A 21,871-nucleotide genomic window follows, 5' to 3' on the forward strand; every position below is an offset into this window, starting at 1 on the left:
ATCTCACCCCGGGGAAAAATTTCCTGTACAGGTACTGTTAAATCCCTTTCCTTCTCTCTATCTTCGCCGCACATTTACGTGGTATGCAAACGTCTGTCAAGGTCTTCTCCGGTACGGGTTCACAATACCTGGCTGAAAAAATTGCCCGAAAATACGGGATTACATTAGGAAAAATTACAATTTCACGGTTCAGTGATGGGGAAATCCAGCCTGTTTTCCAGGAAAGTATCCGGGGCGACATGGTTTTCCTGATCCAAAGCACTTTTTCGCCGGCCGAGAACCTGCTGGAATTGTTATTAATGATCGATGCGGCGCGTCGCGCCTCTGCCTATAAAGTGGTGGCAGTAATACCTTATTATGGATATGCCCGCCAGGACCGGAAGGACAAACCCCGGGTGGCCATTGGCTCCAAGCTGGTTGCCAATATGTTGGTGGCCGCTGGTGCTGATAGGGTGATTACCATGGACTTACACGCGCCACAGATCCAGGGCTATTTTGATATCCCAGTGGATCACCTGGATAGCTCGGCCATATTTATTCCTTACATACAGCAACTTCAACTGGAAAACCTTACCTTTGCGGCCCCCGACGTGGGAAGTGCCAATAGGATCCGGGAAATCGCCACTTATTTCAATGCCGAAATGGTGATTTGTGATAAACACCGTAAGCGGGCTAATGAGATTGCGAGTATGGTGGTGATCGGGGATGTGACTGACCGGGATATCGTATTGATTGATGATATCTGTGATACGGGGGAACCCTGGCCAAAGCGGCCGGGTTATTAAAAGAGAAAGGAGCCCGCAGTGTGAGAGCTTTGTGTACACACCCGGTTTTAAGTGGTAACGCTTACTCAAACATTGAAAACAGCGTGTTGGAAGAACTAGTGGTTTGTGATACTATCCCGTTAAAGCAAAAGATCTCCAAGATCAAGTTGCTTAGTGTAGCTGAACTGTTTGCCGTAGCTATTCGCAATGCATATGAAAACAGAAGTATTACAGGATTGTTTATCCACAGCCAAATGAGGAATAAGTAATTACGGGCTATGAGCTAAAACAGAGCATACCATTTGAAGGTAGCAGCTCTTGAAAATCAGGAAATTTTTAAATTAAATACAATGAAATCAATTACAATTGAAGGCCAACTGAGGACCGGAACCGGGAAGAAAGCCGCCCGCCAACTCCGCTCTCAGGGTCTGGTACCCAGTGTAATTTACGGCGGTTCACAGGAGATCAATTTTGCTGCTCCTGTGCTGGCTTTCAAATCGCTCGTTTATACGCCCGAATTTTTGTTAGCAGATATTAAAGTAGGTGATAAATCCTATCAGTGTATCCTGAAGGACCTGCAATTTGATACCGTTACAGATCAGCTGGCACATATCGACTTCTTGCAGCTGGTAGCTGACAAACCTGTTATTGCTACCATTCCTTTGAAGTTTACAGGTTCTGCTGCTGGTGTAAAAGCAGGTGGTAAATTGATCACTAAGATCAAATCCCTCAAGGTAAAAACGCTCCCCAAGTACCTGAAGGAAAATATTGAAGTAGATCTTACTAATTTGGAGTTGAACTCCAACATACGTGTGGAAGATGTAGTAGTTGACAATTATGAAATTCTCAACTCTCCCCGTATTCCCATCGCTTCTATTGTTATGACCCGTCAGTTGAAACAGGAAGAAGCTGCTGCTCCTGCTGCCGCTAAGCCTGCTGCAGGCGCTGCGAAACCCGCTGCCGCTGCTGCTGCAAAACCGGCTGCAAAAAAATAATAATAGATATTTTGTCTATATTAGCAAAGCCCGGTATCCATCCGGGCTTTTTTTATCCTTCCAATATTGCATGAATACTATTATGTGAGTATAGGCCGTACTACTTATTTTAACTACTTTTTCCATGTCAAAATTCCTGGTCGTCGGTTTGGGAAATATTGGGGCTGATTATGTAGGTACCCGTCATAATATTGGGTTCGACGTGGCTGATGCGCTCGCCAGGAAACATGGAGCCTTTTTCAGAGTAGATCGCCTGGCCGAAATTGCCGAAGTAAAATGGAAAGGGAGGCAGTTGATAATTGTCAAGCCTGCCACGTATATGAATCTAAGTGGTAAAGCTATCAAGTACTGGATGGACAAAGAGAAGGTTCAGCTGGAGCATATATTGGTAATACTGGATGATCTGGCCCTAACCCTGGCCAAAATACGCTTACGTGCTTCGGGTAGTGATGCTGGTCATAATGGACTTAAAAGTATTCAGGAGACCCTCTTAACGGACAAATATCCACGGTTACGCTTCGGGATCGGGAATAATTTTCTCAAAGGAAGGCAAGTGGATTTTGTACTAGGGCGCTGGGACGATACGGAGCTGCCGGTAGTGAAACAAAAGGTGGAAAAATGCGTTGAAATCATTGAAAGCTTTACTACGATTGGTATCGAAAGGACTATGAATGAAGCGAATAAATTGGAGTTTCCGCTATGATTTGTTAATTTCAATCTTTATTTTCGCCAATAATATCCTACTGGATATTGTATTTTTAGTATCTAATATTCCTGTGAACCTGTACCCCCTGCCTTTCCAGGCTATGAAACTTGAAAACAATTATCTCAGTTAAACCCTTTGTTGAGTATGAAAATTTTCTGTGTAGGCCGTAACTATGTGGCTCACGCAAAAGAATTGGGTAACGAGGTTCCGGACGAACCTATCATTTTTATGAAACCCAAAAGTGCTTTATTACAGGCACACACGCCATTCTATTATCCGGAGTTTACGAACGAATTGCACTATGAATGTGAGTTGGTATTGCGTATATCCAAAAATGGAAAATATATCCAGGATCGCTTTGCCAGCAAATATTATGATGCAGTGACAGTAGGCATTGATTTTACTGCGCGTGATATACAGAATGAGCTCAAAGAGAAAGGATTACCTTGGGAAAAAGCCAAAGCCTGGGATAACTCGGCCGTCATTGGAAAATGGATTCCCCTTCAGAATATCAAAAATAAAAGGACATCAATTTCTGTTTGTACAAAAACAAGGAACTGGTGCAGCAGGGTAATTCCAACCTGATGATCAATAACTTCGATAAGGTAGTAGCCTATATTTCCAACTATTTTTCCGTCAACATCGGTGACCTGGTATTTACAGGAACACCTGCCGGTGTAGGAGAATGTGTAGTGGGTGATGAACTCGAAGGGTTTATCGAAGACGACAGCCTGTTGAGCGTAGGAGTTAAATAAGATCTGATTACATGATAAAGAATATCAAAAGCCATTTCGTTACAACGGAATGGCTTTTTGACTATTTTCCATACATTGTTTGCTTGCCATGATCCATCCTGATATCTTGTTAAAAGCTTATCGCTTAATGTGTACCGCCGGCGCTATGGCTCAAACCTATGAAGCCAACCGGTCTGTTTGTAAATATGTACACTCCACTTCCCGTGGCCATGAAGCTATCCAGTTGGCCGCCGCTTTTCAGTTACTGCCTTGTGATTTCGTAAGCCCCTATTATAGGGATGAAAGCCTTTTATTGGGACTGGGATTTACTCCTTATCAGTTGATGCTCCAATTGTTGGCTAAAGCCGATGACCCTTTACCGGCGGTAGAGAATATTATTCACACCCCAATTACCTGGGAGAAGATAAACCAGGTATTATACATCAAAGTAGCGCTACAGGTATGCAGGTGATTCCTACTACCGGCCTGGCGCAGGGAGTTCAGTACCTGGAATCATCCCTGAATTCCAGGCTAAAAAAGGCCCTAATAGCGAATTACCGGTAGTAATCTGTTCCCTGGGCGATGCCAGTGTAACAGAAGGGGAGGTGAGCGAGGCTTTCCAGGTGGCGGTTTTGAAAAAACTACCAATTATCTACCTGGTGCAGGATAACAATTGGGGTATCAGTGTGAGCGCGGAAGAAGCGCGGGTAATGGATGCCTACGACTATGCTGGCGGCTTTCCTGGCCTGGAAAGAGTACGTATAGACGGCAGTAATTTTGAAGAAAGCTATGACAGCCTGCGGCGTGTGGTGCAGTATGTAAGGACGCACCGTGGGCCCTACCTGGTACAGGCTAAAGTACCGCTGCTGGGACACCATACCAGTGGGGTTCGCAAAGAATTTTATCGTTCAGCCGAAGATTGGGAAAAGCACCTTGCCAATGACCCCGTACCCCGGCTTCGTCAACAACTCATTCAGAAAGGGATTACGGAGGCACAGCTGAAATTGATTGAGCAAGAATCTGCAGATCTAGTGGCCGGGCATTTCCGGCAGGCTACCGAGGCTCCGGAACCCGAGGCTGCCACCGTGGCTGACTTTGTCTTTGCCCCAACGCCAGTAAGCACCGAAAAAGGCAACCGGAACGGTAGTCAGCCTAATTCTGCGGCTGGAAAAATAATGATGGTAGATGCAGCTCTTTTTGCCATCCGGGAAATTATGGAAGATCATCCTGAAGCCCTATTGTATGGACAGGATGTGGGTAGGCGGCTGGGAGGCGTATTCCGCGAAGCTGCAACGCTGGCCGAGCAATTTGGCGATCACCGCGTATTCAATACGGCCATCCAGGAGGCCTATATTATTGGTTCCACCGTGGGAATGAGTGCGGTAGGGCTTAAACCTATCGTAGAAGTGCAGTTTGCCGATTATATTTACCCTGGTTTTAACCAACTTGTCACTGAAATCTCCAAATCATGCTACCTTAGCTGTGGGAAGTATCCGGTTCAAACCCTGATCCGGGTGCCCATAGGAGCTTATGGAGGTGGCGGCCCTTACCACAGTGGCAGTATAGAAACAACACTGTTATCTATTAAGGGCCTTAAAGTAGCCTATCCTTCTAATGCTGCCGACATGAAAGGCCTGATGAAAGCAGCCTTCCTGGACCCCAATCCTGTAATCATGTTGGAACACAAAGGGCTTTACTGGAGTAAAGTACCTGGCACCGAAGATGCCAAAACCGCTGAACCCTCCCGTGACTACATACTTCCTTTAGGAAAGGGAAATATTGTAGTAAAAGCAAGTGAACAGGCTGTAAACAGGGGCGAATCCTGTTGCATCATTACCTACGGTATGGGTGTGTACTGGGCCAAGGCTGCTGCCGTTCATTTTCCCGGCCAGATAGAAATAATAGACCTGCGCACACTATACCCCTTAGACGAAGAACTCGTATTTAGCACAGTGAAAAACATGGCAAATGCCTTGTGTTAACTGAAGAACAACAACTAAACTCCTTTGCTGAAGCCCTGGCTGGCCGTATCTCCCGGCATTGCTTTCAATCCCTCGACGCCCCCGTAGAAGTAACAGGTACCATAAACATTCCAGCCATACCTATGAACATGCAACTGGAACAAGTTGCTCTACCTAATCCTGAAAAAGTAAAAGCTGCCATAAGCAGGCTGCTATTGTTTTAGCAAAAAAGCCAGCTTACATTATTGTGACATTCTACTTATTCTACCCAATTAGTTGGTTTTACATGATAAGTAGATTTTAAGATTCTTGCATACATCCCCTGCATTGGCCGCTTATAATATTTTAACAAATCGGTTATAATAAAATTTGTCTTATTTACGTAGAGTATCGTACTTAACCACCAGCTAGCGCCATGAAAAACAAATACCTTAAAGGCGCCCACCTTTCCGAACGGAAAGTGAGGGAGCTATTGAAATTATTTTGCGAAGACCTCACCGCTACGCAAATAGCAAACATCTCCGGTATAAGCCGGATCACGGTGAACGCCTATTTTAAACTCATTCGCACGCACATCGCGCGGTTTTGCGAAGAGAAAAATCCCCTTCGTTACCAGAACGGTAATGTTGCTTTCCTTCCCATTGACCATGGAATACCTCATCCTGCTGAAAGTAATGGACTTTCGGGGAAGAAACCCTTCTATGGTATTTTCAAAAAAGAGGAGCATATCTACACAGACAAAATGCCCGGCATTGAAACCAGTTGGTTGTATGATTGGTTAAAAGGCAGGGTAGAGGCTGATGAAGATCTATTACAAAAGCACCATTTGTATGTTTACAATGGTATTGCCGATTTCAACAATGTACGATTATTGCGACTGCAGGGAGGCCTCAATGGGGCTGCCAGAGGGCGCTCGCATGTTGATGAAATTGACCTGTTCTGGGGTATGCTTAAGGCACGCCTCGTAAAATTCAGGGGATTAAATGGCAACACCTTGTACCTCCATGTCAAGGAAACAGAATTCCGGTACAATTTCCGCGATGCGGACCTCTTTGAGTTGTTACTGGATATCTTAAACAAACAGCCATTACATCATTCAAAGGTCATTCGGCAAAAAGCCGAAGGATAAACGAACTCCGGGGATTTCGGTATATGCCTATCGCAACTCATCCCTGGATCTACAAAAATAGTTGCGGTATAGAATTTTTCTCATGTGACTCGCGGGTGGTTTCTACCACCTGCTTTTTTGTTTATGGTCAATTTGTCATTAAAATGAGATGGCAGGTGCCCCTTATTTTATTAATCAATGATCGCTTCAATCAATAGGAAAGCCTGCTGCCATTCTTGAATTGACTAGTCATCCCCCTTTCCCGGATTCGACAAACGTGTAAATGCCCGCAGCAAACTTGTATTTCGTGTGAAAGATTATAAAGCTTTACGCTTTTCCTGCTCCGGAAAATGCTGTTGATATGTCTAACTGTGACCTTTGGGGTGTCAAGAAAAACAATTACTATGCGTCGTGCTATTAGCGAAAAAGACAACCCAGGGTACTGTCCGGGATATGACATTCCGGCATACAGGCGAACCCGCCATTCCTTTCCTATCCCCTAGCAAGGAATTTCCATCATCAACGAACAACCTGTCGTCACAGTTAGAAGAGTTGCTTCAATTGCTCAATCCGGAAAAACAGCAGGAGCCTGTTTACAGAAATCGTTTCCTGATCAGGAAAGGACACCAGTACATTTCCCTCCCCGTTACAGATATCCGTTATTTCTATTCAAAGGAGAAAATATGCTTTGTCAAAACCCTGGATAATAAAGACTATGTATTACCCTTTACCATTACACAGATCGAAGAAATGGTTGCGCCTGTCCTTTTTTTCGCGTAAGCAGAAAATACATTATTAGCCATGCCGCCATCGCCAAAATACTCGTATGGTTCAATGGCAAGCTCAAGGTCGGGATCCAGCCGGGTGCAACGGAAGACGTCATCATCAGCCGGGAGCGGGTAAATGGCTTTAAAATATGGTTGGGTGAATAGCGTCTTCGGGGCTGCTTTTACAGGAACGGTTGAAAATACTTAATAAAGCTTTATTAGGGTTAGGCCATTCTGTATAATATTGCTGTGTAAACATTAATAGACAGCAATATTTACGGGTATGTCGGATGCTATGTTTATTCTACCAGGTGCGTTCATGCTCCTGTTCCTCATGGCGGGCACGCAGGGACTGGTGTTAGCAGTTGTTTTGTGGCGGTTTAAAAACAACCGAATACAAAACCAGTTGCTTGGCTGGCTGGTACTTATGTTTTCACTTGGTGTACTGTTCTTTATTGCCACCTATTACAAAGATTATTATTATCATCCACTTTACCCCGGTGTAGTAGCAGGCTGGATATTGGGTACAGCAGGTGCCAATTTCCTGTTGATGTATTTGCGTACTTGTTTTGGGTTAAGGCCCTGGCCACGCATGGCCTGGCTATATTGGCTTCCAACTGCATTTTTGCGATCCTTGTCTTTGTTCGTTATATATATGCATCTAGAAGAGGAGAGGACTATGTGAGTTATGGCTGGCTAGGCCTTACCTATGTAACCGGTATTACCTTTCTTTGTTATTACAAATTCCGTGTATATGCAGTCTGGAGCACTGTTGAAGAAAATAGCCTGAAAACAAAGCTTTACCTGAAATGGATATTGCTGTTCTTTGCTGCTTATTCAGTGGTACAGCTCATTGGGTTTTCGCTTTGGTATTATATTCCATTTGTTATATCCCTGTACGTTTCGGTGTTGGTAAAACTGCTTACTACAATAGGTATTTTTGCCATCGCTTACCTGAATGTACAACATGCACACCAGGTGGCACCTGTAGTAATGGAGATGCCAGCGGGGCCAGCCGAAAAATACAAGTTTTCCAAGCTGGATCATGAAACGGCCCAGGCAATTCAATTACAATTACAACAATTGGTAGATACAGAAAAGTTTTACCTGCAGCGGGATCTTAAACAGAAGGAGGTTGCCGATAAACTAGCTACTTCCGTTCACCATTTATCACAGGTGCTTAATGAACATATGGGCATCAGTTTCCCGGATTTTGTTAATCAACAACGAATTGAAGCGGCCAAAAAGATGTTAATAGCGGGAGATAATAGTAAAATTGAGTCGATTGCACTGGACACAGGGTTTAATAATAAAGTTTCTTTTAATAAGGCCTTTAAAAAGTTTACTGGCTTTACTCCTTCCCAATACAAAATGCAATTAAAGGAGCAGCGGGAACAGGCTGTTGGCCTTTCTAACGTGTAAGGGTTACGCATTTGACAATTGGCAATTGTGACAATTCCATGGCGTAAATTCTCGTTTATTTATACTTTTCGCTTCAGGTAGTAAAATATTTACAGCTTCACTTTCAGTTTAAACAGATGGATTGTATATATTTGCTACGTTCCTTTTATGTGTTGCTTATCAAGAAAGGCTGAGGGAAAACGGGCCCGATGATGCCTTGGCAACCCTTCTTTTGTTTCATGCTGTATAGACATTGTGCATGATGCGGGGAATGAAGGTGCCAATTCCTGCTTCGCACAAAATGCGGAGGTAGATAAGTCTGTGTTCAGCTTTGAAAGGCACTGCCATTGGCATTGTTAAATATTTTCAGGCTCACTTGGCTTATCAGCAGGTGGGCTTTTTTATGCTCCCACCCCAGTAATGAATTAGTAACCATTAAAAGACTTCCCTATTTGCTTCCGTATGCCTGTTTTAAAACCCAGGTATAGCATAGCTGGGAATTTCCAGGAGGGTTTTGTTTCTTCTTATATGTCAATGTCCGCTTTGTCCTTATCCCGGTCATGCCGGGATGGGACACGGGCAAACCGGAAGAAACCAATCAATGACAATAAACTTTGTTTCAAATAGTAGATTTTCTCATGTGACCTTTTGGTTAACCAGGGATTGTTTTTACTCTCCCTGCTTTTTTTTTTGATACAAAGTTTTTACATCCCTATAAAATCCCCTGGTTTATCTATGCAAGAACAATGCAAACTCTTGTACGAGAGGATGTTGGCTGAAATGGAGTCCTGCAGGCAGCAGCACCTCACCGAAAAAGAGCATATTGAATGCGCTTTCCGTACTTGTGAAATGAACTGGAAACAACTACAAAACCTCCTGCATACCTATAGGTTTCACAGTGAATCGGAAGAAGCCTGGTTCTTCAAAACCATCAAACCCAAGTTTACCGGCTTGATTGAGTATTATGCACTGGTATATAAAGCGGCTTTATTCCTTCCTGAAGAAGATCAACAAGACATATACAAATTTTGGCAAAATGAGTTGCTTTTGGCAAGCCGCTTCTTTATGGAGCACGAATCCTTTTATAAGTACTATAAAACGGGCATGACCGAAATGGATACCATTTATTTTGTACGGGCCAATAATGACCCTACCCTGCTGCCGGCAGCGAAGGCCTACGATATTGCGCCGGAAGCTACTACTTCACACGACCACCTGGTAGCCTCTATCATTGCCCGCGAACGCTATATGGAATATGTGAATCAACAAATGCACCGTATCAATAATTAATGTCGCCACTTTAATTGCAGTACATTGATATTTAACGCGTAAATCAACCATTTACTCCATTCTTCATTTGTCCAATTCGTTTTAATTACTGTATTTCGTGCACCCAAATAGGGGTAAGGTTTCTGCCGGTTGTCATATAATAAAGCGCAATTGGCAGAAGCAGTTATATTTGGCGGCAGATATCAAACCGTTCGAATGGCAGTTAACGATACGGGCAACATTCAGTTACGTACTGAAGTGGGCACAGCAGCTTTTGAAGATGTTTTTAAATCACATTTTAAGAACTTGCATGCTTATGCCTGTACTATTGTGAAGGATGATTTTATGGCCGAAGAAATGGTGCAGAACGTGTTTTACAAGATCTGGGAACGTAAGGCCCATCTGACCATTCAAACCTCCCTGACCGCCTACCTGTACCGCGCTGTTTATCATGAAAGCCTGAATTACATCAAGCACCTGAAAGTGAAATCGGCCTATCAGTCCTATGCTACAGCGCGTATGAATCAACACTCAGATAACGCAGAAAAGAAAGTATTGATGGGGAACTGGAAGAACGTTTGTGTACGGCACTGAAAGAATTGCCCGAGCAATGCCGTACCATTTTCCAGATGAGTAGGTTTGAAGAACTCAAGTACCAGGAAATTGCCGACCGGTTGGGCCTGTCCATCAAGACCGTAGAAAACCAGATGGGTAAAGCCCTTAAACTAATGCGTTTAAAGCTGATCGATTTTTTACCGTTTGTGATCTTATCCCTGTTAAACCTGTAAACCAGAAAAAGCTTGAAAGATCATGTACACGATATGAATGATGACCTGCTGGTGAAATACCTGTTGCAGGAAACCACGCCTGATGAAAGCAGGCAAGTGGAAGCCTGGATCGGGACGGGTGCTGCCAATCAGCGTTATTTTGAGCATTTTAAACTGATCTGGGATCAAAGCCGGCAACTGGCTGCTCAAAGTACAGTTGATGAAGACCTTGCCTGGAATAGGTTTCAGCAAAGGGTTATTAATGGCGGTGGTAATGCACCCGCTATTGTTCGTTCTATCAACAGCCGGTTGAGGCCTTGGCGGATAGCGGCTATGATCCTGATCACCGGAGGGGTAATAGCTATGATCCTCTTCTTTGCCCGTCATCGGGTATCAGATGTGTCAGTCACCCTCGCCAGCACCAATGCCAGCCAGGTCGATACTTTACCCGATGGTTCAGTCATTACGCTCAACAAGCATTCATCCCTAAGCTACGCAGGGGCTTTTAATGAAGATGGCAGAACAGTAGCGCTTGAAGGAGAGGCCTTTTTTAATGTAAAGCCCAATAAGCATAAACCCTTTGTGGTCCTTGTTAATGGCGTTACTGTTACCGTAACAGGTACTTCCTTCAATATCAAGACCACCGGCAGTAAAACTGAAGTGATTGTGGAAACTGGTACCGTACGGGTAAGTAGCCACCAGCAAACAGTGTCTCTTACCCCCAAAGAAAAAGTCATTGTCAATCATCCGGATTCAGTGTTGATGAAAGAGCAGGTAACTGATCAGCTTTACAAGTATTACCGTGATAAGACCTTTGTATGTGATCGTACTCCCTTGTGGAAAGTAGTACAGGTACTCAATGAAGCCTATGATGTAAACATCACCATTGAGTCAAATGAGAAGAAAAAATACCTTTGGACCACCACTTTGCACAATCAGCCCCTTGACAGTGCCCTGAATATTTTATCTAAGACGTTTGATTTTACCGTTGTACGTAACGACCCCAAGATCATATTGAAATAAGTTATACGCAGAAAAAGTTATGAAGCAGACAGCAGGATTGGTAAGAGCTATCTTACTTTCAAATATTTTATTGTTTTCCGTTGCAGCCTCGGCGCAAAATGTATTGGGCCGAACGGTTTCGATTGATGTATACCGGCAACAGTTGGACCAGGTATTGGAGATATTGAGCAATAAGGGGAACTTTTATTTCTCTTACAATAGCAATATTATCAAAGGTGATAGCCTGGTTACTTTGAAGGTGTACAATAAAACGGTGAAGCAGGTAATGGACTTGCTTTTTCAGAAGGGTATGAATACCGGGAAAGTGGCAATTATATCATCCTTCGCAAAACGCCCATTAAGATGGCGGTGATCACTAACCGGACCGCCAGCGAAGAAAAGGTTTATTATGTAAGCGGTTTTATCCTGGACGATCAAACCGGTGAAACCATCAGTAATGCCAGTATTTATGAAAAGAACCAGTTGGTTTCCGCCATTTCCGACAAACAAGGCTATTTTAAGCTCAGGCTAAAGAGCCGACATGACAAGGCCTCAATAACCGTGAGTAAAGAGTTTTATGAAGATACCACCATTGTTATACAGCCCAGGTACAATCAACAGGTTTCAATTGCCATCATGCCGGTGGAAAACTCCGATAAAACAATTACCATCAGCCCCTATACTTTTGATGCACCCGACTCCATTGTGATAGCCGTGCGCAAAGCCGATAGTACTCATTGGTTGTATACCTACCGGAAAACAGATTCGACCATGGTCGAAAAACAAAAATGGGGCAATGGCTCCTGTCTACCTGGCAGAAAGTGCAGACCATTAACCTGAAAAAGTTTTTCGTTAGGCGGCCTTATCAGCTATCCCTGCTGCCAGGTTTAAGTACCAACGGGCCATTGAACAGCCAGGTCATTAACCATATTTCCCTCAACATGTTGGGCGGTTATTCGGGTGGGGTGGATGGTGTAGAGCTGGCAGGATGGTTTAACCTGGTCAAAAAAGATGTTCGTTATGTACAGGCAGCAGGATGGTTCAACATCGTCGGTGGTCAGGTAGATGGGGTACAATGGGCAGGTATTCATAATACGGTGATGGACAGTGTAAGAGGTGTACAGGCAGCTGGTATTTCCAATTTTGTAAGGCGGCAGTTTATAGGCGCACAATTAAGCGGTATCTATAATCATGTTGGAAGCAGCATGAATGGGTTGCAGGCTGCCGGTATTGGCAATTATGCAAACAGTGGAACCAATGGAGCTCAGATTGCCGGTATTTTAAATGTTAATGGTGGCAGAATGGATGGTGCACAAATTGCCGGCGTGCTGAATGTCAACTTTAAGGAGGTAAAGGGGGCACAGATTTCCGGTGTGATCAATTATACAAGGAAGCTATCGGGCGTACAGGTGGGCCTGATTAATATTGCCGATACATCGGATGGTTATAGTATAGGATTGATCAATATCATCTTCAAGGGATACCATAAACTGGCCTTCTATGGCAACGAAGTGTTTCCGTTCAATGCGGCTTTTAAAACCGGAAATGCCAAACTGTACAGTATTTTGTTGGGGGGGTGTTGAACCTACCAAAGATAATAAAGCCTATACTTTTGGATATGGCCTGGGAAGGGAATTTTACCTGAATCCTCGCTGGGCAGTGAATGCAGAAGTCACTGCGCAACATGTATACCTGGGTAGCTGGAACTATGCCAACGTGCTCAGTCGCCTGGAAACGCACCTGACCTTTAAACTGAATAAATACATCTCACTCTTTGCCGGTCCATCCGTGTCCATCTACTTTTCTGATCAAAAAACCAAGTTCGACGGCTACAAGCAAAATATCAGGTCCATGTCTAAAGATGATGAATTAAAAATTTGGTCGGGCTTTAGTGTTGGTATTAACTTCTTCTGATCTTCCGGTATATATTCCCCTTTTTTCTTTGGAAAACTTAGTAACCAGCTATTCCAGGTAAGCAAGCGCTCAACTTTACATGCGCATCAGGTTGGGATAGATCCGGATGTACAGTTGTCCGCCAATGGGGTTTTTCCCATAGAGTCCATCCAGCTTTTTATCCGCATGGTAAAAGCTTAGGTGTCCGCCAGTAGCCAATCGTACTGGCCCAACCTTTAGCATTGTATAATTCAATCCGGCGGTTAATGCATGTACAGGAAAAATGGCATCATGGCCATAAATTGTTTCATCGAGGTCCAACTCTTCCGTAGATTTCTGTACCCATTCATACCGGCTGTAAATGGCCAGTTTCCTAAGTTGCAAGGCGCCTTCCAGTAGTACAGCATGTTCTCCATCATGTCCGGCTGTTTTATTCAGGCCCCAAAGAGCAGTAACATTGAGTGAGCCCTCATGCTTCATGGGCAAGCTATAAACCGCAGAGGTAGTAGTGCGGTGTACATCTTCTTCGCCATGGAGCGCTTCCGGGCTTTTTATATAGCCATGACCTACCTGGAAAGCCCAATTAGCGGTAGGGTTGTACGACAATCGTCCGCTCCATGAATCAAACCGGGCTTTGTCAAAATTGTACCGGTCTTCATCCGGCTCACGGCCGGTAAAGGAAGAGCCTTCTAATTTGAATTTGTCCAATCTTATACCCAGGGTAGCCACGCCAAAAGTAATATGGGTACCATCATTCCAGTGGTGGCTGAGCGGCGCATCGGGATTGGGCAAGGCCGAGGGGCGGTGCATAAAGGCTACCGAGCCAAGGGTAGGTTCGCCGGGGTAACCGAAATAACCAAATACATCTACCTTTTTTGAAATGGCATATGTATAGCCGATAGATAGTTCTGAAAACAGATCATGCGGGTGCTGCCTGTCCACCAGCGGTTGCCCTTTCCAGGATTCGCCCGACTGGAACAATAGCGGGTAGCCGGATCCTCCTGCAATAGGAGCATCCAGGGATACCATGGCACTGAACCTGAACAATCCTCTTTCGCCTACTTTACGTTGTCCCATGGCCATGAGCCAGTTGGGCGCATCCCATTTCTCTCCTCCTCTTACCCCTTTATTGCCAATATCCTGTTTGTTATAACGAAGAAATATACTACCATGGATCATATACATCCATTTTTTGGAATGCAGCATCACCCCATACATTGGACTGGCATCCGGCAGCCAGCCTGTGCCGGAACCATTCCGGTTCATAGGCAGGTTTAAAGAAAAAGCATGGCTCATGGGAACCCCCATTTTCATGCTGCTGTCGGGTGTTTCTTGATCTTCGGGCATGGGCATCTTATTCCCCTCGTGGCCGTTTTTTTGTGCAGCCTTGCGTTTTGTTTTATCTACACTATGGTGCTCGTGCTGGGCATTGGTGGCTGTAACTACAAAAACAGTGGTGAGCAGTGTAAGTAAGAATTTGTGCATATTGGTCACTTTTAAAACAACAGTAGGTCTATTGCCCGGTGGTAGGTGATTAATTACACAAAACTATTGCCAGCACCAGACAGCCCTGTTATACCATTCCAGGTATTATTTATATAATTCAGCTTAGTGCCCGATAGTAGGATGGTGGTCTTTGAGTTTCCTGAAATCAGAAGGATTGAAACCTGTTATTTTTTTGAATTGTGCCGATAGATGCGCTACACTGCTATAACCCAGCCGGAAGGCAATTTCAGTAAGCGGTAATTCATCATAGATCATCAGTTCTTTTACCTTTTCTATTTTTTGAAGGATCACATACTTCTCAATGGTGATACCCTCCACTTCAGAGAATAGTTTGCTAAGCAATGCATAATCCTTTTGCATGGCATTAGAAAGCAATTCAGAGAACTTATGGTTTTCATCCAACTCACCTCCCTGTATCAATTGCTGGATGACATCGCGTATTTTTCAATGGTCTGTTGTTTCTGATCGTCCAGTATTTCAAATCCCACGGCGGCCAGCCTGGCTTTTATGTTTTCCAGGGTAGCGCTGGCCGGCTTTTTATCCAGTTCTACCTCTCCCAGTTTTACCTGGAGGGGATGCAGTCCTTCTTGTTCAAATGCCTGCTTTACCACCATGATACAGCGGTTGCAAACCATATTTTTAATGTACAGATGCATAAGGTGCAAGGTAATTTATTTATAACCAATTGCTTATCAGAAATTAAGGAAAACCGATTCTATCCTCGGGCAGACGGCTGCCAAGCCCTGTTGTACTAATATTCACTAGTCGATGTAGCTGAAACCTAGTCTGGTACTAGCTTATACGCCTAATAATTCACTAATAATTGCACTGGTATACTATGATACTTGCACTGCACCATAGGAGGCCAGTGCAAGTCTGTATGGGTTCCAGTGCAAGTATCATAGGGTATTCAGTGTATCCCACATGGATCCGGCTAGTATCCTGACAGGCAGCAGTTGCCCTTCTCCTTATTTGTCGATTGCCAGGAGTTAGTCGAATCCCTTTCTCGTTGTCTTTATGCTTCGATGCCTTGTTGACTTTCTACTCCCCGGTAACAAGCCGTTAACAACTGGCAAACCGACATTTGCGCAGTGGTCGAAAAGGGCATACCGTCCATCTCAACAATTGGGCAATCCGTCTAATTTTATAAACATTTTAATCTGCTAATTATTTGAATTTCATAATTTCGGTTTATGGGCAAGGCGGAATCAATCAGCGATTTTTACAAACGGCTCGGTAGTCCGGTAACGGGTAGCGGACGGGTTATTTACGACAAGCAAAATCAGCGGCAGGAATTGGGTCACCTGAATGTGTACAAGCGTAGTGACTTTTATTGTAAAACCTATTCTCCGTATAACCGGCGCGACTTTTACAAGATATCGCTTATAATTGGCGAGGGTATGTTGTACTATGCCGATAAAGGCATTAAGATAGACAGGCCGGCCTTATTGTTTTCCAACCCTTCCATCCCTTATGCCTGGGAAGCGGCTTCTTCACAGCAGGAAGGATACTTCTGTCTCTTTGATCAACAGTTTGCCGACCGTACCCACAGAAATGAAGGCATCATGGAATCGCCTTTGTTTAAAATAGGGGGCGATCCTATCTATTTTGTAACACCACAACAGGTTAACCTGCTATGCGGTATTTTCGCTACAATGCAGGTAGAGCTTGCATCCGAGTATATTCATAAATATGATCTGCTGCGCAACTATATCAACCTCATTATTCATGAAGCATTGAAGTCGAAACCTGCTGATAGCTATTTCCAGCACACCAATGCTTCCTCAAGAATAGTTGCCTTATTTATTGAATTGCTGGAAAGGCAATTTCCCATCGACTCGCCCGATCATGTACTCAAACTGAAAACAGCCGGCGATTATGCCATCAATTTATCAGTACATGCCAATCACCTCAACCGGGTGGTAAAGGAAATTACAGGCAAAACAACTACAGAACATATTGCCGACCGGATCGTGAAAGAAGCGAAAGCCCTGTTGTTGCATACCAACTGGAACGTATCTGAAATTGCGTACAGCCTCGGTTTTGAATATCCTGCCTATTTTAACAACTTCTTTAAAAACAAACCCTTGTAACGCCCAGGTCATTCCGTGGTGTGGTTGTTTGAATTTTATAGGTTTTTGTTTGAAATGTATAATGACAATCCCTTTAACCCTGGCTACCTTTACTTCCTTGAAATGCAATTCTTCGCTAACGAATAGCTTGCCTCGTGGTTAAGGATATTACAATCTGATTCTCATTCATTTGCAATAGCATGTCAAAAAATTACCCGGTTTCCCTATTAGGGCTTCTAAGTATTGCTTTTAGCTTTCAGGTGGCTGAAGCACAGGTATTGACCCTAAAAGAGGCAGTACAAACAGGTGTGCATAATTATAGTGCGATCAAAGCAAAGGTCAATTATGTCAATGCTTCTAAAGCAGGCGTCAGGCAAAGTGAAAGGGATTACCTGCCCGATCTGGGTATTTCCTTCCAGCACGATTTTGGAACTGTGAATGGAACTACCGGCCCTTCCTATGCTTTGCGGGGCATTAGCAATGCTGCTTCTTCCGGTGCACCCTTGCCCGAACAAAGCTGGCATGCTGCTTTCGGCGCCCTGTACCTCACCAACATTAATTGGGACTTCTTCTCTTTTGGTCGCGCCAAAGAAAAGATCAAAACGGCACAGGCTACCGTGGCCAGGGATGAAAGTGACCTGGTACAAGAGCAGTTTCAGCATGAGATCAGGGTGGCGGCTGCTTATATGAACCTATTGGCAGCACAAAGGCTTACCCAATCCTGGCAAAATAACCTCGACAGGGCGGTGGCCTTGCAGGGTATCGTAACTACCCGGGTAAAAATGGCCTTAATGCAGGTGTCGATTCTTCGCTGGCCAATGCAGAAGTATCGAATGCCCGGATCGTATTGACCCGTGCCCGTGATTTTGAACAGGAGCAGGCCAATCAACTGGCCATTTTCATGGGGTACCTGCACAAAGCTTTATCCTCGATACCTTATTTATAGCGCGTATACCTGCTGCCTTGTATGATTCAGGCTCCCGCCAGCAGCATCCCATACTGTCTTTTATCAACGGCGCATAGACCTGAGCAATGAACAGGCAAAATATTTCAAGACCTTCAATTACCCCACCTTCTCTTTGTTTGGTGTATTCCAGGGCAGGGGATCGGGCTTTGATTATAATTACGGCATCCAGGGATTGGATCACTATAAAACCGATTATTTTTCAGGTATCAATCCTAACAGGTACAACTACCTGCTAGGTGTGGGCATGGTTTGGAACCTTACTACTCCTTTGCGTATACAACAGCAGGTAAATGCCCAGAAGTTTATTTCACAGGCGCTTAAAGATGAATATGAGTTAACTGACCAGCGATTAAAAGCACAGTTGGCATTGTCCGATAACAAGATCAGGAATGCATTGGACAATTACAAGGAAGTGCCTGTTCAAGTGAAGGCCGCTTCGGATGCTTACCTACAGAAATCGGTCTTGTATACCAACGGGCTTACCAATATGGTGGATGTTACGCAGGCTTTGTACGCACTGAACCGTGCCGAAACCGATCGTGCCATTACTTATAGTAATGTGTGGCAGGCCCTGTTGCTGAAAGCTGCCGCCACAGGCGATTTTTCTTTATTTATTAATGAGTTTTAACTGAACCTATCATAGCCATGGGATTGATCAGAACCGCACTTAGAAAACCTATCTCCATCCTGGTAATGGTGGCCGGGTTATTGTTTTTTGGTATTGGGGCTGTACGTACCATCAAGGTGGATATATTTCCGCAAATGAACCTGCCGGTAATATACATATCTCACCCCTTTGGTGGTTATACGCCCAATCAAATGGAGGCCTTCTTTGGTAAACAATACATTAATATATTATTATTTGTAAATGGTATTAAGACCATTGAAACGAAGAATACCCAAGGCCTTAGTTTATTGAAGATCACTTTTTATCCCAATACGAATATGGCTCAGGCGGCTGCCGAGCTGAGCGCCTTCAGTAACAGGGCCCAGGCCATTTTCCCCCAGGTTCACAACCACCATTCATAATACGTTTTGATGCTTCTACCTTACCGGTAGGACAACTGGTACTAAGCAGCCCTACGCGTACCAACAACGAGTTGATGGATATGGCCAATGTATATGTAAGGGCAGCCTTTACATCAATACCCGGATTGGTGGGTTCGCCGCCCTTTGGTGGTAATATCCGTACCATCGTTATCAAAGCTGATCCTGAACTATTGCGGTCGCACCAACTTACACCTGATCAATTGGTGGAAGCCCTGCGACTTAATAACCAGATATCGCCCGGCGGCAATGTGCGTATTGGCGATTACAATTACTTAACTCCGGCAAACACAGTCATTAAAACAGTTAAAGATTTTGAAGGTATGCCCTTATACAAGGGAGGCGTACAGAACCTTTATCTCCGGGATGTAGCTACTGTAGAGGATGGGGCTGATATTACCATGGGTTATGCCCTGGTAAATGGTAAACGTTCTGTTTATTTGAGTATTGCAAAATCGGCTGATGCTTCTACCTGGGAGGTGGTACAGAAATTGAAAGAGGCCCTGCCCAAATTCCAGGCACAACTGCCGGAAGATGTGAAATTGTCCTACGAGTTCGATCAGTCCGTATATGTAATGAATGCCGTGAAGAGCCTATTGAGTGAAGGTGCCATTGGTGCTATCCTTACGGGATTGATGGTATTGATGTTCCTGGGTGATGCCAGGGGCGCCCTGATCGTTATATTAACCATTCCTACTTCCATCATTGCAGGTGTATTGTTCCTGCAGTTATTTGGTCAAACGATCAATATCATGACGCTGAGCGGTCTGTCGCTGGCCATTGGTATCCTGGTAGATGAATCGACCGTAACGATTGAAAATATTCACCAGCACCTGGATATGGGTAAACCCAAGGCCAAGGCCATCTGGGATGCCTGTAAAGAAATAGCCTTCCCCAAATTATTGATCCTGTTTTGTATCCTGGCCGTATTTGCACCTGCCTTTACCATGCAGGGTATACCAGGTTCTTTGTTCCTGCCCTTGTCGCTGGCCATCGGATTTTCAATGATCGTATCCTACCTGTTGTCGCAAACCTTTGTACCCATCATGGCCAACTGGATCATGAAAGGTCATAAGGGTAAGCAGCTTGCCGTATCTGATCATGCGGAAGATTGGGAACTGAAAGCAGCCATGGCCGAAAGAACTGATACCAACCGGGATGGTAAACTTACCCGCTTTGAGAAATTCCGTACACGGTACATGCGTTTCCTGGACCGGTTGCTGCGCTTCCGAAAACCAGTGGCGGCTGTCTCACTCATACTGGCTATCGGTGCTGTAGCCTTATTGCTGTCCAATATCGGGCGTGATGTATTGCCTAAAATAAATGGTTCTCAGTTTCAGGTGCGGCTCAAAGCACCGGAGGGAATGCGTATTGAACGTACAGAAGAGAAGATGGTTAAAATGCTGGCCATTTTGGACCAAACAGTAGGCAAGGAAAATGTAGCTATTAGTTCGGCCTTCGTGGGACAACACCCTGCCTTGTTTTCCATCAGTCCTATTTACCTGTTTACCGGCGGCCCGCATGAAGCGGTATTGCAGGTAGCCCTGCAGGAAGGGTATAAAGTAAATATGGATGAGCTGAAAGAAAAGCTCCGGGCAGAAGTCGCAAAAGCAATGCCCGAAGTGATGTTGTCCTTTGAGCCCATAGAACTTACGGATAAGATATTAAGCCAGGGATCGCCTACCCCGGTTGAAGTGCGGATTGGCGGACGCAACAAAAAGCTGAATGAGGCGTATGCTTATAAATTGATGGACAAACTGCACCAGATCAGCTACCTGCGTGATATACAAATTGCACAGCCCATAAAATACCCCGCCCTTAACATCAATATCGACAGGGTCAAGGCTGCGCAACTTGGATTGGATATGTCGGACATTTCCCGTTCTATTATCGCCTCCACTTCTTCTTCACGGTATACTGAAAAGAATGTGTGGCTGGATGAAAAGGCGGGGCTGAGCTACAGTGTACAAGTACAGATACCAGAAAATAAGATGGCCAGCATTCAAAGCATTGGTGAGATCCCTGTATTGCGCAATGCACCCCGTCCTGTATTAAGTGATGTAGCTACTATTGAAGCGGATACTACTTATGGTGAGAATGACAACCTGGGGCCATGCCCATCATTTCGGTCACGGCTAACCTGGTAAATAAAGACCTGGGAACGGCTACCAATGATGTAAAAGCAGCCATTGCTGCCCTGGGTGAACTGCCACGCGGGTTAAGCGTTGAACCAATTGGATTGGGACAGGTATTAACTGAAACGCTGGATAGTTTGCAATCAGGTCTGGTGGTGGCCATTGTCGTGATCTTCCTGATGCTGGCGGCCAATTTCCAATCTTTCAAAGTATCGCTGGTGGTATTAACCACGGTGCCAGCGGTTTTATTGGGTGCTTTACTTATGCTGTTGGCTACGGGCTCTACCCTCAACCTGCAATCCTATATGGGTATCATCATGTCCGTAGGCGTTTCCATTGCCAATGCGGTGTTATTGATTACCAATGCCGAGCAATTGCGTAAACACAATGGTAATGCTTTGCAAAGCGCCCGCGAAGCTGCTGCCCTGCGTATGCGCCCTATCCTGATGACCAGTGTGGCCATGGTAGTGGGTATGATACCCATGGCGGCCGGCCTGGGCGAAGCGGGCGATCAGGTGTCTCCCTTAGCCAGGGCAGTAATAGGCGGGTTGGTGGCTTCCACATTTGCCACATTGTTGCTATTGCCCTGGTATTTGCCTGGGTACAGGGGAAGACGCCTACAGTTTCCGTGTCATTGGATCCCGAGGATAAAGAGAGCAGGCATTATGTAGGTGAATAAGAAGTATTGGGCGTTGAATATTGAGCATTGATTATGGAGAAGCGTATTTCAAATACAGCAGGATACCTAAAATAATTGAGAACTTTGAAATCTGGAAC

26 protein-coding genes, 2 pseudogenes and 1 riboswitch are annotated in these 21,871 nt (G+C 44.7%); of the genes and pseudogenes, 25 read left to right on the top strand and 3 right to left on the bottom strand.

Annotated elements, in window-relative coordinates; translation table 11 throughout:
• Positions 1-83: 83 nt before the first annotated feature.
• The 21 genes and pseudogenes from RS881_RS11155 (at position 84) to RS881_RS11250 (ending at position 13,388) form a co-directional block, all read left to right on the top strand.
• Entirely contained in the window at positions 84-785 is a 702-nt protein-coding gene (locus tag RS881_RS11155) for a ribose-phosphate diphosphokinase (protein ID WP_322791221.1), read from the top strand.
• Positions 786-805: 20 nt separating this feature from the next.
• Positions 806-1,033, top strand: a complete 228-nt coding sequence (locus RS881_RS61600; protein ID WP_322791222.1) for a phosphoribosyltransferase family protein — start codon at positions 806-808, stop codon at positions 1,031-1,033.
• Between the two features lie 81 nt (positions 1,034-1,114).
• A complete protein-coding gene (locus tag RS881_RS11160) occupies positions 1,115-1,759 on the top strand; it encodes a 50S ribosomal protein L25 (RefSeq protein WP_315821146.1) in 645 nt (214 codons plus the stop codon).
• A 124-nt stretch (positions 1,760-1,883) separates the two neighbouring features.
• Positions 1,884-2,462 carry an aminoacyl-tRNA hydrolase gene (gene pth / locus RS881_RS11165; protein ID WP_315821147.1) on the top strand — a complete coding sequence of 193 codons (579 nt, stop codon included), beginning with the start codon at positions 1,884-1,886 and terminating at the stop codon, positions 2,460-2,462.
• Between the two features lie 147 nt (positions 2,463-2,609).
• A complete protein-coding gene (locus RS881_RS11170) occupies positions 2,610-3,050 on the top strand; it encodes a fumarylacetoacetate hydrolase family protein (protein WP_315821148.1) in 441 nt (146 codons plus the stop codon).
• A complete protein-coding gene (locus RS881_RS11175; RefSeq protein WP_315821149.1) occupies positions 3,026-3,220 on the top strand; it encodes a fumarylacetoacetate hydrolase family protein in 195 nt (64 codons plus the stop codon). Before RS881_RS11170 ends, RS881_RS11175 begins: the two co-directional genes overlap by 25 nt.
• Before the next feature lie 88 nt (positions 3,221-3,308).
• Complete coding sequence (locus RS881_RS11180) at positions 3,309-3,671, top strand: thiamine pyrophosphate-dependent enzyme (RefSeq protein ID WP_315821150.1); 363 nt, start codon at positions 3,309-3,311, stop codon at positions 3,669-3,671.
• A 133-nt stretch (positions 3,672-3,804) separates the two neighbouring features.
• Positions 3,805-5,384, top strand: a pseudogene (locus tag RS881_RS11185) (thiamine pyrophosphate-dependent enzyme).
• Positions 5,385-5,575: 191 nt separating this feature from the next.
• Positions 5,576-6,289 (top strand): hypothetical protein, encoded by a 714-nt coding sequence (locus RS881_RS11195; protein WP_315821153.1) that lies wholly within the window; start codon positions 5,576-5,578, stop codon positions 6,287-6,289.
• Between the two features lie 390 nt (positions 6,290-6,679).
• Complete coding sequence (locus RS881_RS11200) at positions 6,680-7,048, top strand: hypothetical protein (RefSeq protein WP_315821154.1); 369 nt, start codon at positions 6,680-6,682, stop codon at positions 7,046-7,048.
• Between the two features lie 38 nt (positions 7,049-7,086).
• On the top strand, positions 7,087-7,200 hold the full coding sequence (locus RS881_RS59295) for a hypothetical protein (RefSeq protein WP_350340208.1): 114 nt from the start codon (positions 7,087-7,089) through the stop codon (positions 7,198-7,200).
• Between the two features lie 118 nt (positions 7,201-7,318).
• Entirely contained in the window at positions 7,319-7,720 is a 402-nt protein-coding gene (locus RS881_RS11205) for a hypothetical protein (protein ID WP_315821155.1), read from the top strand.
• Positions 7,717-8,457 (top strand): helix-turn-helix domain-containing protein, encoded by a 741-nt coding sequence (locus RS881_RS11210; RefSeq protein WP_315821156.1) that lies wholly within the window; start codon positions 7,717-7,719, stop codon positions 8,455-8,457. The genes RS881_RS11205 and RS881_RS11210 overlap by 4 nt, the downstream gene beginning before the upstream one ends.
• Positions 8,458-8,610: 153 nt before the next feature.
• Positions 8,611-8,756, top strand: a riboswitch (SAM riboswitch).
• A 415-nt stretch (positions 8,757-9,171) separates the two neighbouring features.
• Positions 9,172-9,726 (top strand): RteC domain-containing protein, encoded by a 555-nt coding sequence (locus RS881_RS11215; protein ID WP_315821157.1) that lies wholly within the window; start codon positions 9,172-9,174, stop codon positions 9,724-9,726.
• 195 nt (positions 9,727-9,921) lie between these two features.
• Positions 9,922-10,299, top strand: coding sequence for a sigma factor (locus RS881_RS11220; protein WP_315821158.1), 378 nt, complete (start codon positions 9,922-9,924; stop codon positions 10,297-10,299).
• Positions 10,284-10,493 carry a sigma-70 family RNA polymerase sigma factor gene (locus tag RS881_RS11225; RefSeq protein ID WP_315821159.1) on the top strand — a complete coding sequence of 70 codons (210 nt, stop codon included), beginning with the start codon at positions 10,284-10,286 and terminating at the stop codon, positions 10,491-10,493. The genes RS881_RS11220 and RS881_RS11225 overlap by 16 nt, the downstream gene beginning before the upstream one ends.
• A gap of 12 nt (positions 10,494-10,505) precedes the next feature.
• Positions 10,506-11,495, top strand: coding sequence for a FecR domain-containing protein (locus tag RS881_RS11230; protein ID WP_315821160.1), 990 nt, complete (start codon positions 10,506-10,508; stop codon positions 11,493-11,495).
• A gap of 19 nt (positions 11,496-11,514) precedes the next feature.
• A complete protein-coding gene (locus RS881_RS11235; RefSeq protein ID WP_315821161.1) occupies positions 11,515-11,847 on the top strand; it encodes a hypothetical protein in 333 nt (110 codons plus the stop codon).
• Entirely contained in the window at positions 11,844-12,314 is a 471-nt protein-coding gene (locus RS881_RS11240; protein WP_315821162.1) for a carboxypeptidase-like regulatory domain-containing protein, read from the top strand. The genes RS881_RS11235 and RS881_RS11240 overlap by 4 nt, the downstream gene beginning before the upstream one ends.
• Positions 12,263-13,057, top strand: coding sequence for a hypothetical protein (locus RS881_RS11245; protein ID WP_315821163.1), 795 nt, complete (start codon positions 12,263-12,265; stop codon positions 13,055-13,057). The genes RS881_RS11240 and RS881_RS11245 overlap by 52 nt, the downstream gene beginning before the upstream one ends.
• Before the next feature lie 76 nt (positions 13,058-13,133).
• A complete protein-coding gene (locus RS881_RS11250) occupies positions 13,134-13,388 on the top strand; it encodes a hypothetical protein (protein ID WP_315821164.1) in 255 nt (84 codons plus the stop codon).
• 75 nt (positions 13,389-13,463) lie between these two features.
• Here the strand turns inward: RS881_RS11250 and RS881_RS11255 are convergent, their stop codons facing one another.
• From RS881_RS11255 to RS881_RS11265, 3 genes are all read right to left on the bottom strand, one after another.
• Positions 13,464-14,852, bottom strand: a complete 1,389-nt coding sequence (locus tag RS881_RS11255; RefSeq protein WP_315821165.1) for a hypothetical protein — start codon at positions 14,850-14,852, stop codon at positions 13,464-13,466.
• Between the two features lie 123 nt (positions 14,853-14,975).
• Positions 14,976-15,275, bottom strand: coding sequence for a helix-turn-helix domain-containing protein (locus tag RS881_RS11260; protein WP_315821166.1), 300 nt, complete (start codon positions 15,273-15,275; stop codon positions 14,976-14,978).
• A gap of 14 nt (positions 15,276-15,289) precedes the next feature.
• Positions 15,290-15,487: a hypothetical protein gene (locus RS881_RS11265; protein ID WP_315821167.1), complete on the bottom strand. Its 198-nt coding sequence runs from the start codon at positions 15,485-15,487 to the stop codon at positions 15,290-15,292.
• A 579-nt stretch (positions 15,488-16,066) separates the two neighbouring features.
• Between RS881_RS11265 and RS881_RS11270 the strand changes: the two genes are divergently transcribed.
• The 4 genes and pseudogenes from RS881_RS11270 to RS881_RS11285 all read left to right on the top strand — a co-directional run bounded on the left by RS881_RS11270 (position 16,067) and on the right by RS881_RS11285 (position 21,773).
• Positions 16,067-16,966 carry a helix-turn-helix domain-containing protein gene (locus RS881_RS11270; RefSeq protein ID WP_315821168.1) on the top strand — a complete coding sequence of 300 codons (900 nt, stop codon included), beginning with the start codon at positions 16,067-16,069 and terminating at the stop codon, positions 16,964-16,966.
• 179 nt (positions 16,967-17,145) lie between these two features.
• Complete coding sequence (locus tag RS881_RS11275) at positions 17,146-17,796, top strand: TolC family protein (protein WP_315821169.1); 651 nt, start codon at positions 17,146-17,148, stop codon at positions 17,794-17,796.
• Positions 17,797-18,024: 228 nt separating this feature from the next.
• Positions 18,025-18,540 (top strand): TolC family protein, encoded by a 516-nt coding sequence (locus RS881_RS11280; protein ID WP_484557621.1) that lies wholly within the window; start codon positions 18,025-18,027, stop codon positions 18,538-18,540.
• 17 nt (positions 18,541-18,557) lie between these two features.
• A pseudogene (locus RS881_RS11285) lies at positions 18,558-21,773 on the top strand (efflux RND transporter permease subunit).
• Positions 21,774-21,871 lie beyond the last annotated feature (98 nt).

Origin of the sequence: Paraflavitalea speifideaquila, from assembly GCF_032395985.1 — a bacterium.
In the GTDB taxonomy this organism is placed as follows: Bacteria; Bacteroidota; Bacteroidia; order Chitinophagales; family Chitinophagaceae; genus Paraflavitalea; species Paraflavitalea speifideaquila.

Excerpts from the sequence above, each read along its gene's own strand:
- RS881_RS11155 (WP_322791221.1), top strand. The coding sequence starts at position 84 with ATGCAAACGTCTGTCAAGGTCTTCTCCGGTACGGGTTCACAATACCTG.
- RS881_RS11160 (WP_315821146.1), top strand. The coding sequence starts at position 1,115 with ATGAAATCAATTACAATTGAAGGCCAACTGAGGACCGGAACCGGGAAG.
- pth (WP_315821147.1), top strand. The coding sequence starts at position 1,884 with ATGTCAAAATTCCTGGTCGTCGGTTTGGGAAATATTGGGGCTGATTAT.
- RS881_RS11170 (WP_315821148.1), top strand. The coding sequence starts at position 2,610 with ATGAAAATTTTCTGTGTAGGCCGTAACTATGTGGCTCACGCAAAAGAA.
- RS881_RS11180 (WP_315821150.1), top strand. The coding sequence starts at position 3,309 with ATGATCCATCCTGATATCTTGTTAAAAGCTTATCGCTTAATGTGTACC.
- RS881_RS11195 (WP_315821153.1), top strand. The coding sequence starts at position 5,576 with ATGAAAAACAAATACCTTAAAGGCGCCCACCTTTCCGAACGGAAAGTG.
- RS881_RS11205 (WP_315821155.1), top strand. The coding sequence starts at position 7,319 with ATGTCGGATGCTATGTTTATTCTACCAGGTGCGTTCATGCTCCTGTTC.
- RS881_RS11215 (WP_315821157.1), top strand. The coding sequence starts at position 9,172 with ATGCAAGAACAATGCAAACTCTTGTACGAGAGGATGTTGGCTGAAATG.
- RS881_RS11220 (WP_315821158.1), top strand. The coding sequence starts at position 9,922 with ATGGCAGTTAACGATACGGGCAACATTCAGTTACGTACTGAAGTGGGC.
- RS881_RS11235 (WP_315821161.1), top strand. The coding sequence starts at position 11,515 with ATGAAGCAGACAGCAGGATTGGTAAGAGCTATCTTACTTTCAAATATT.
- RS881_RS11245 (WP_315821163.1), top strand. The coding sequence starts at position 12,263 with ATGGGGCAATGGCTCCTGTCTACCTGGCAGAAAGTGCAGACCATTAAC.
- RS881_RS11255 (WP_315821165.1), bottom strand. The coding sequence starts at position 14,852 with ATGCACAAATTCTTACTTACACTGCTCACCACTGTTTTTGTAGTTACA.
- RS881_RS11265 (WP_315821167.1), bottom strand. The coding sequence starts at position 15,487 with ATGGTGGTAAAGCAGGCATTTGAACAAGAAGGACTGCATCCCCTCCAG.
- RS881_RS11270 (WP_315821168.1), top strand. The coding sequence starts at position 16,067 with ATGGGCAAGGCGGAATCAATCAGCGATTTTTACAAACGGCTCGGTAGT.
- RS881_RS11275 (WP_315821169.1), top strand. The coding sequence starts at position 17,146 with ATGTCAAAAAATTACCCGGTTTCCCTATTAGGGCTTCTAAGTATTGCT.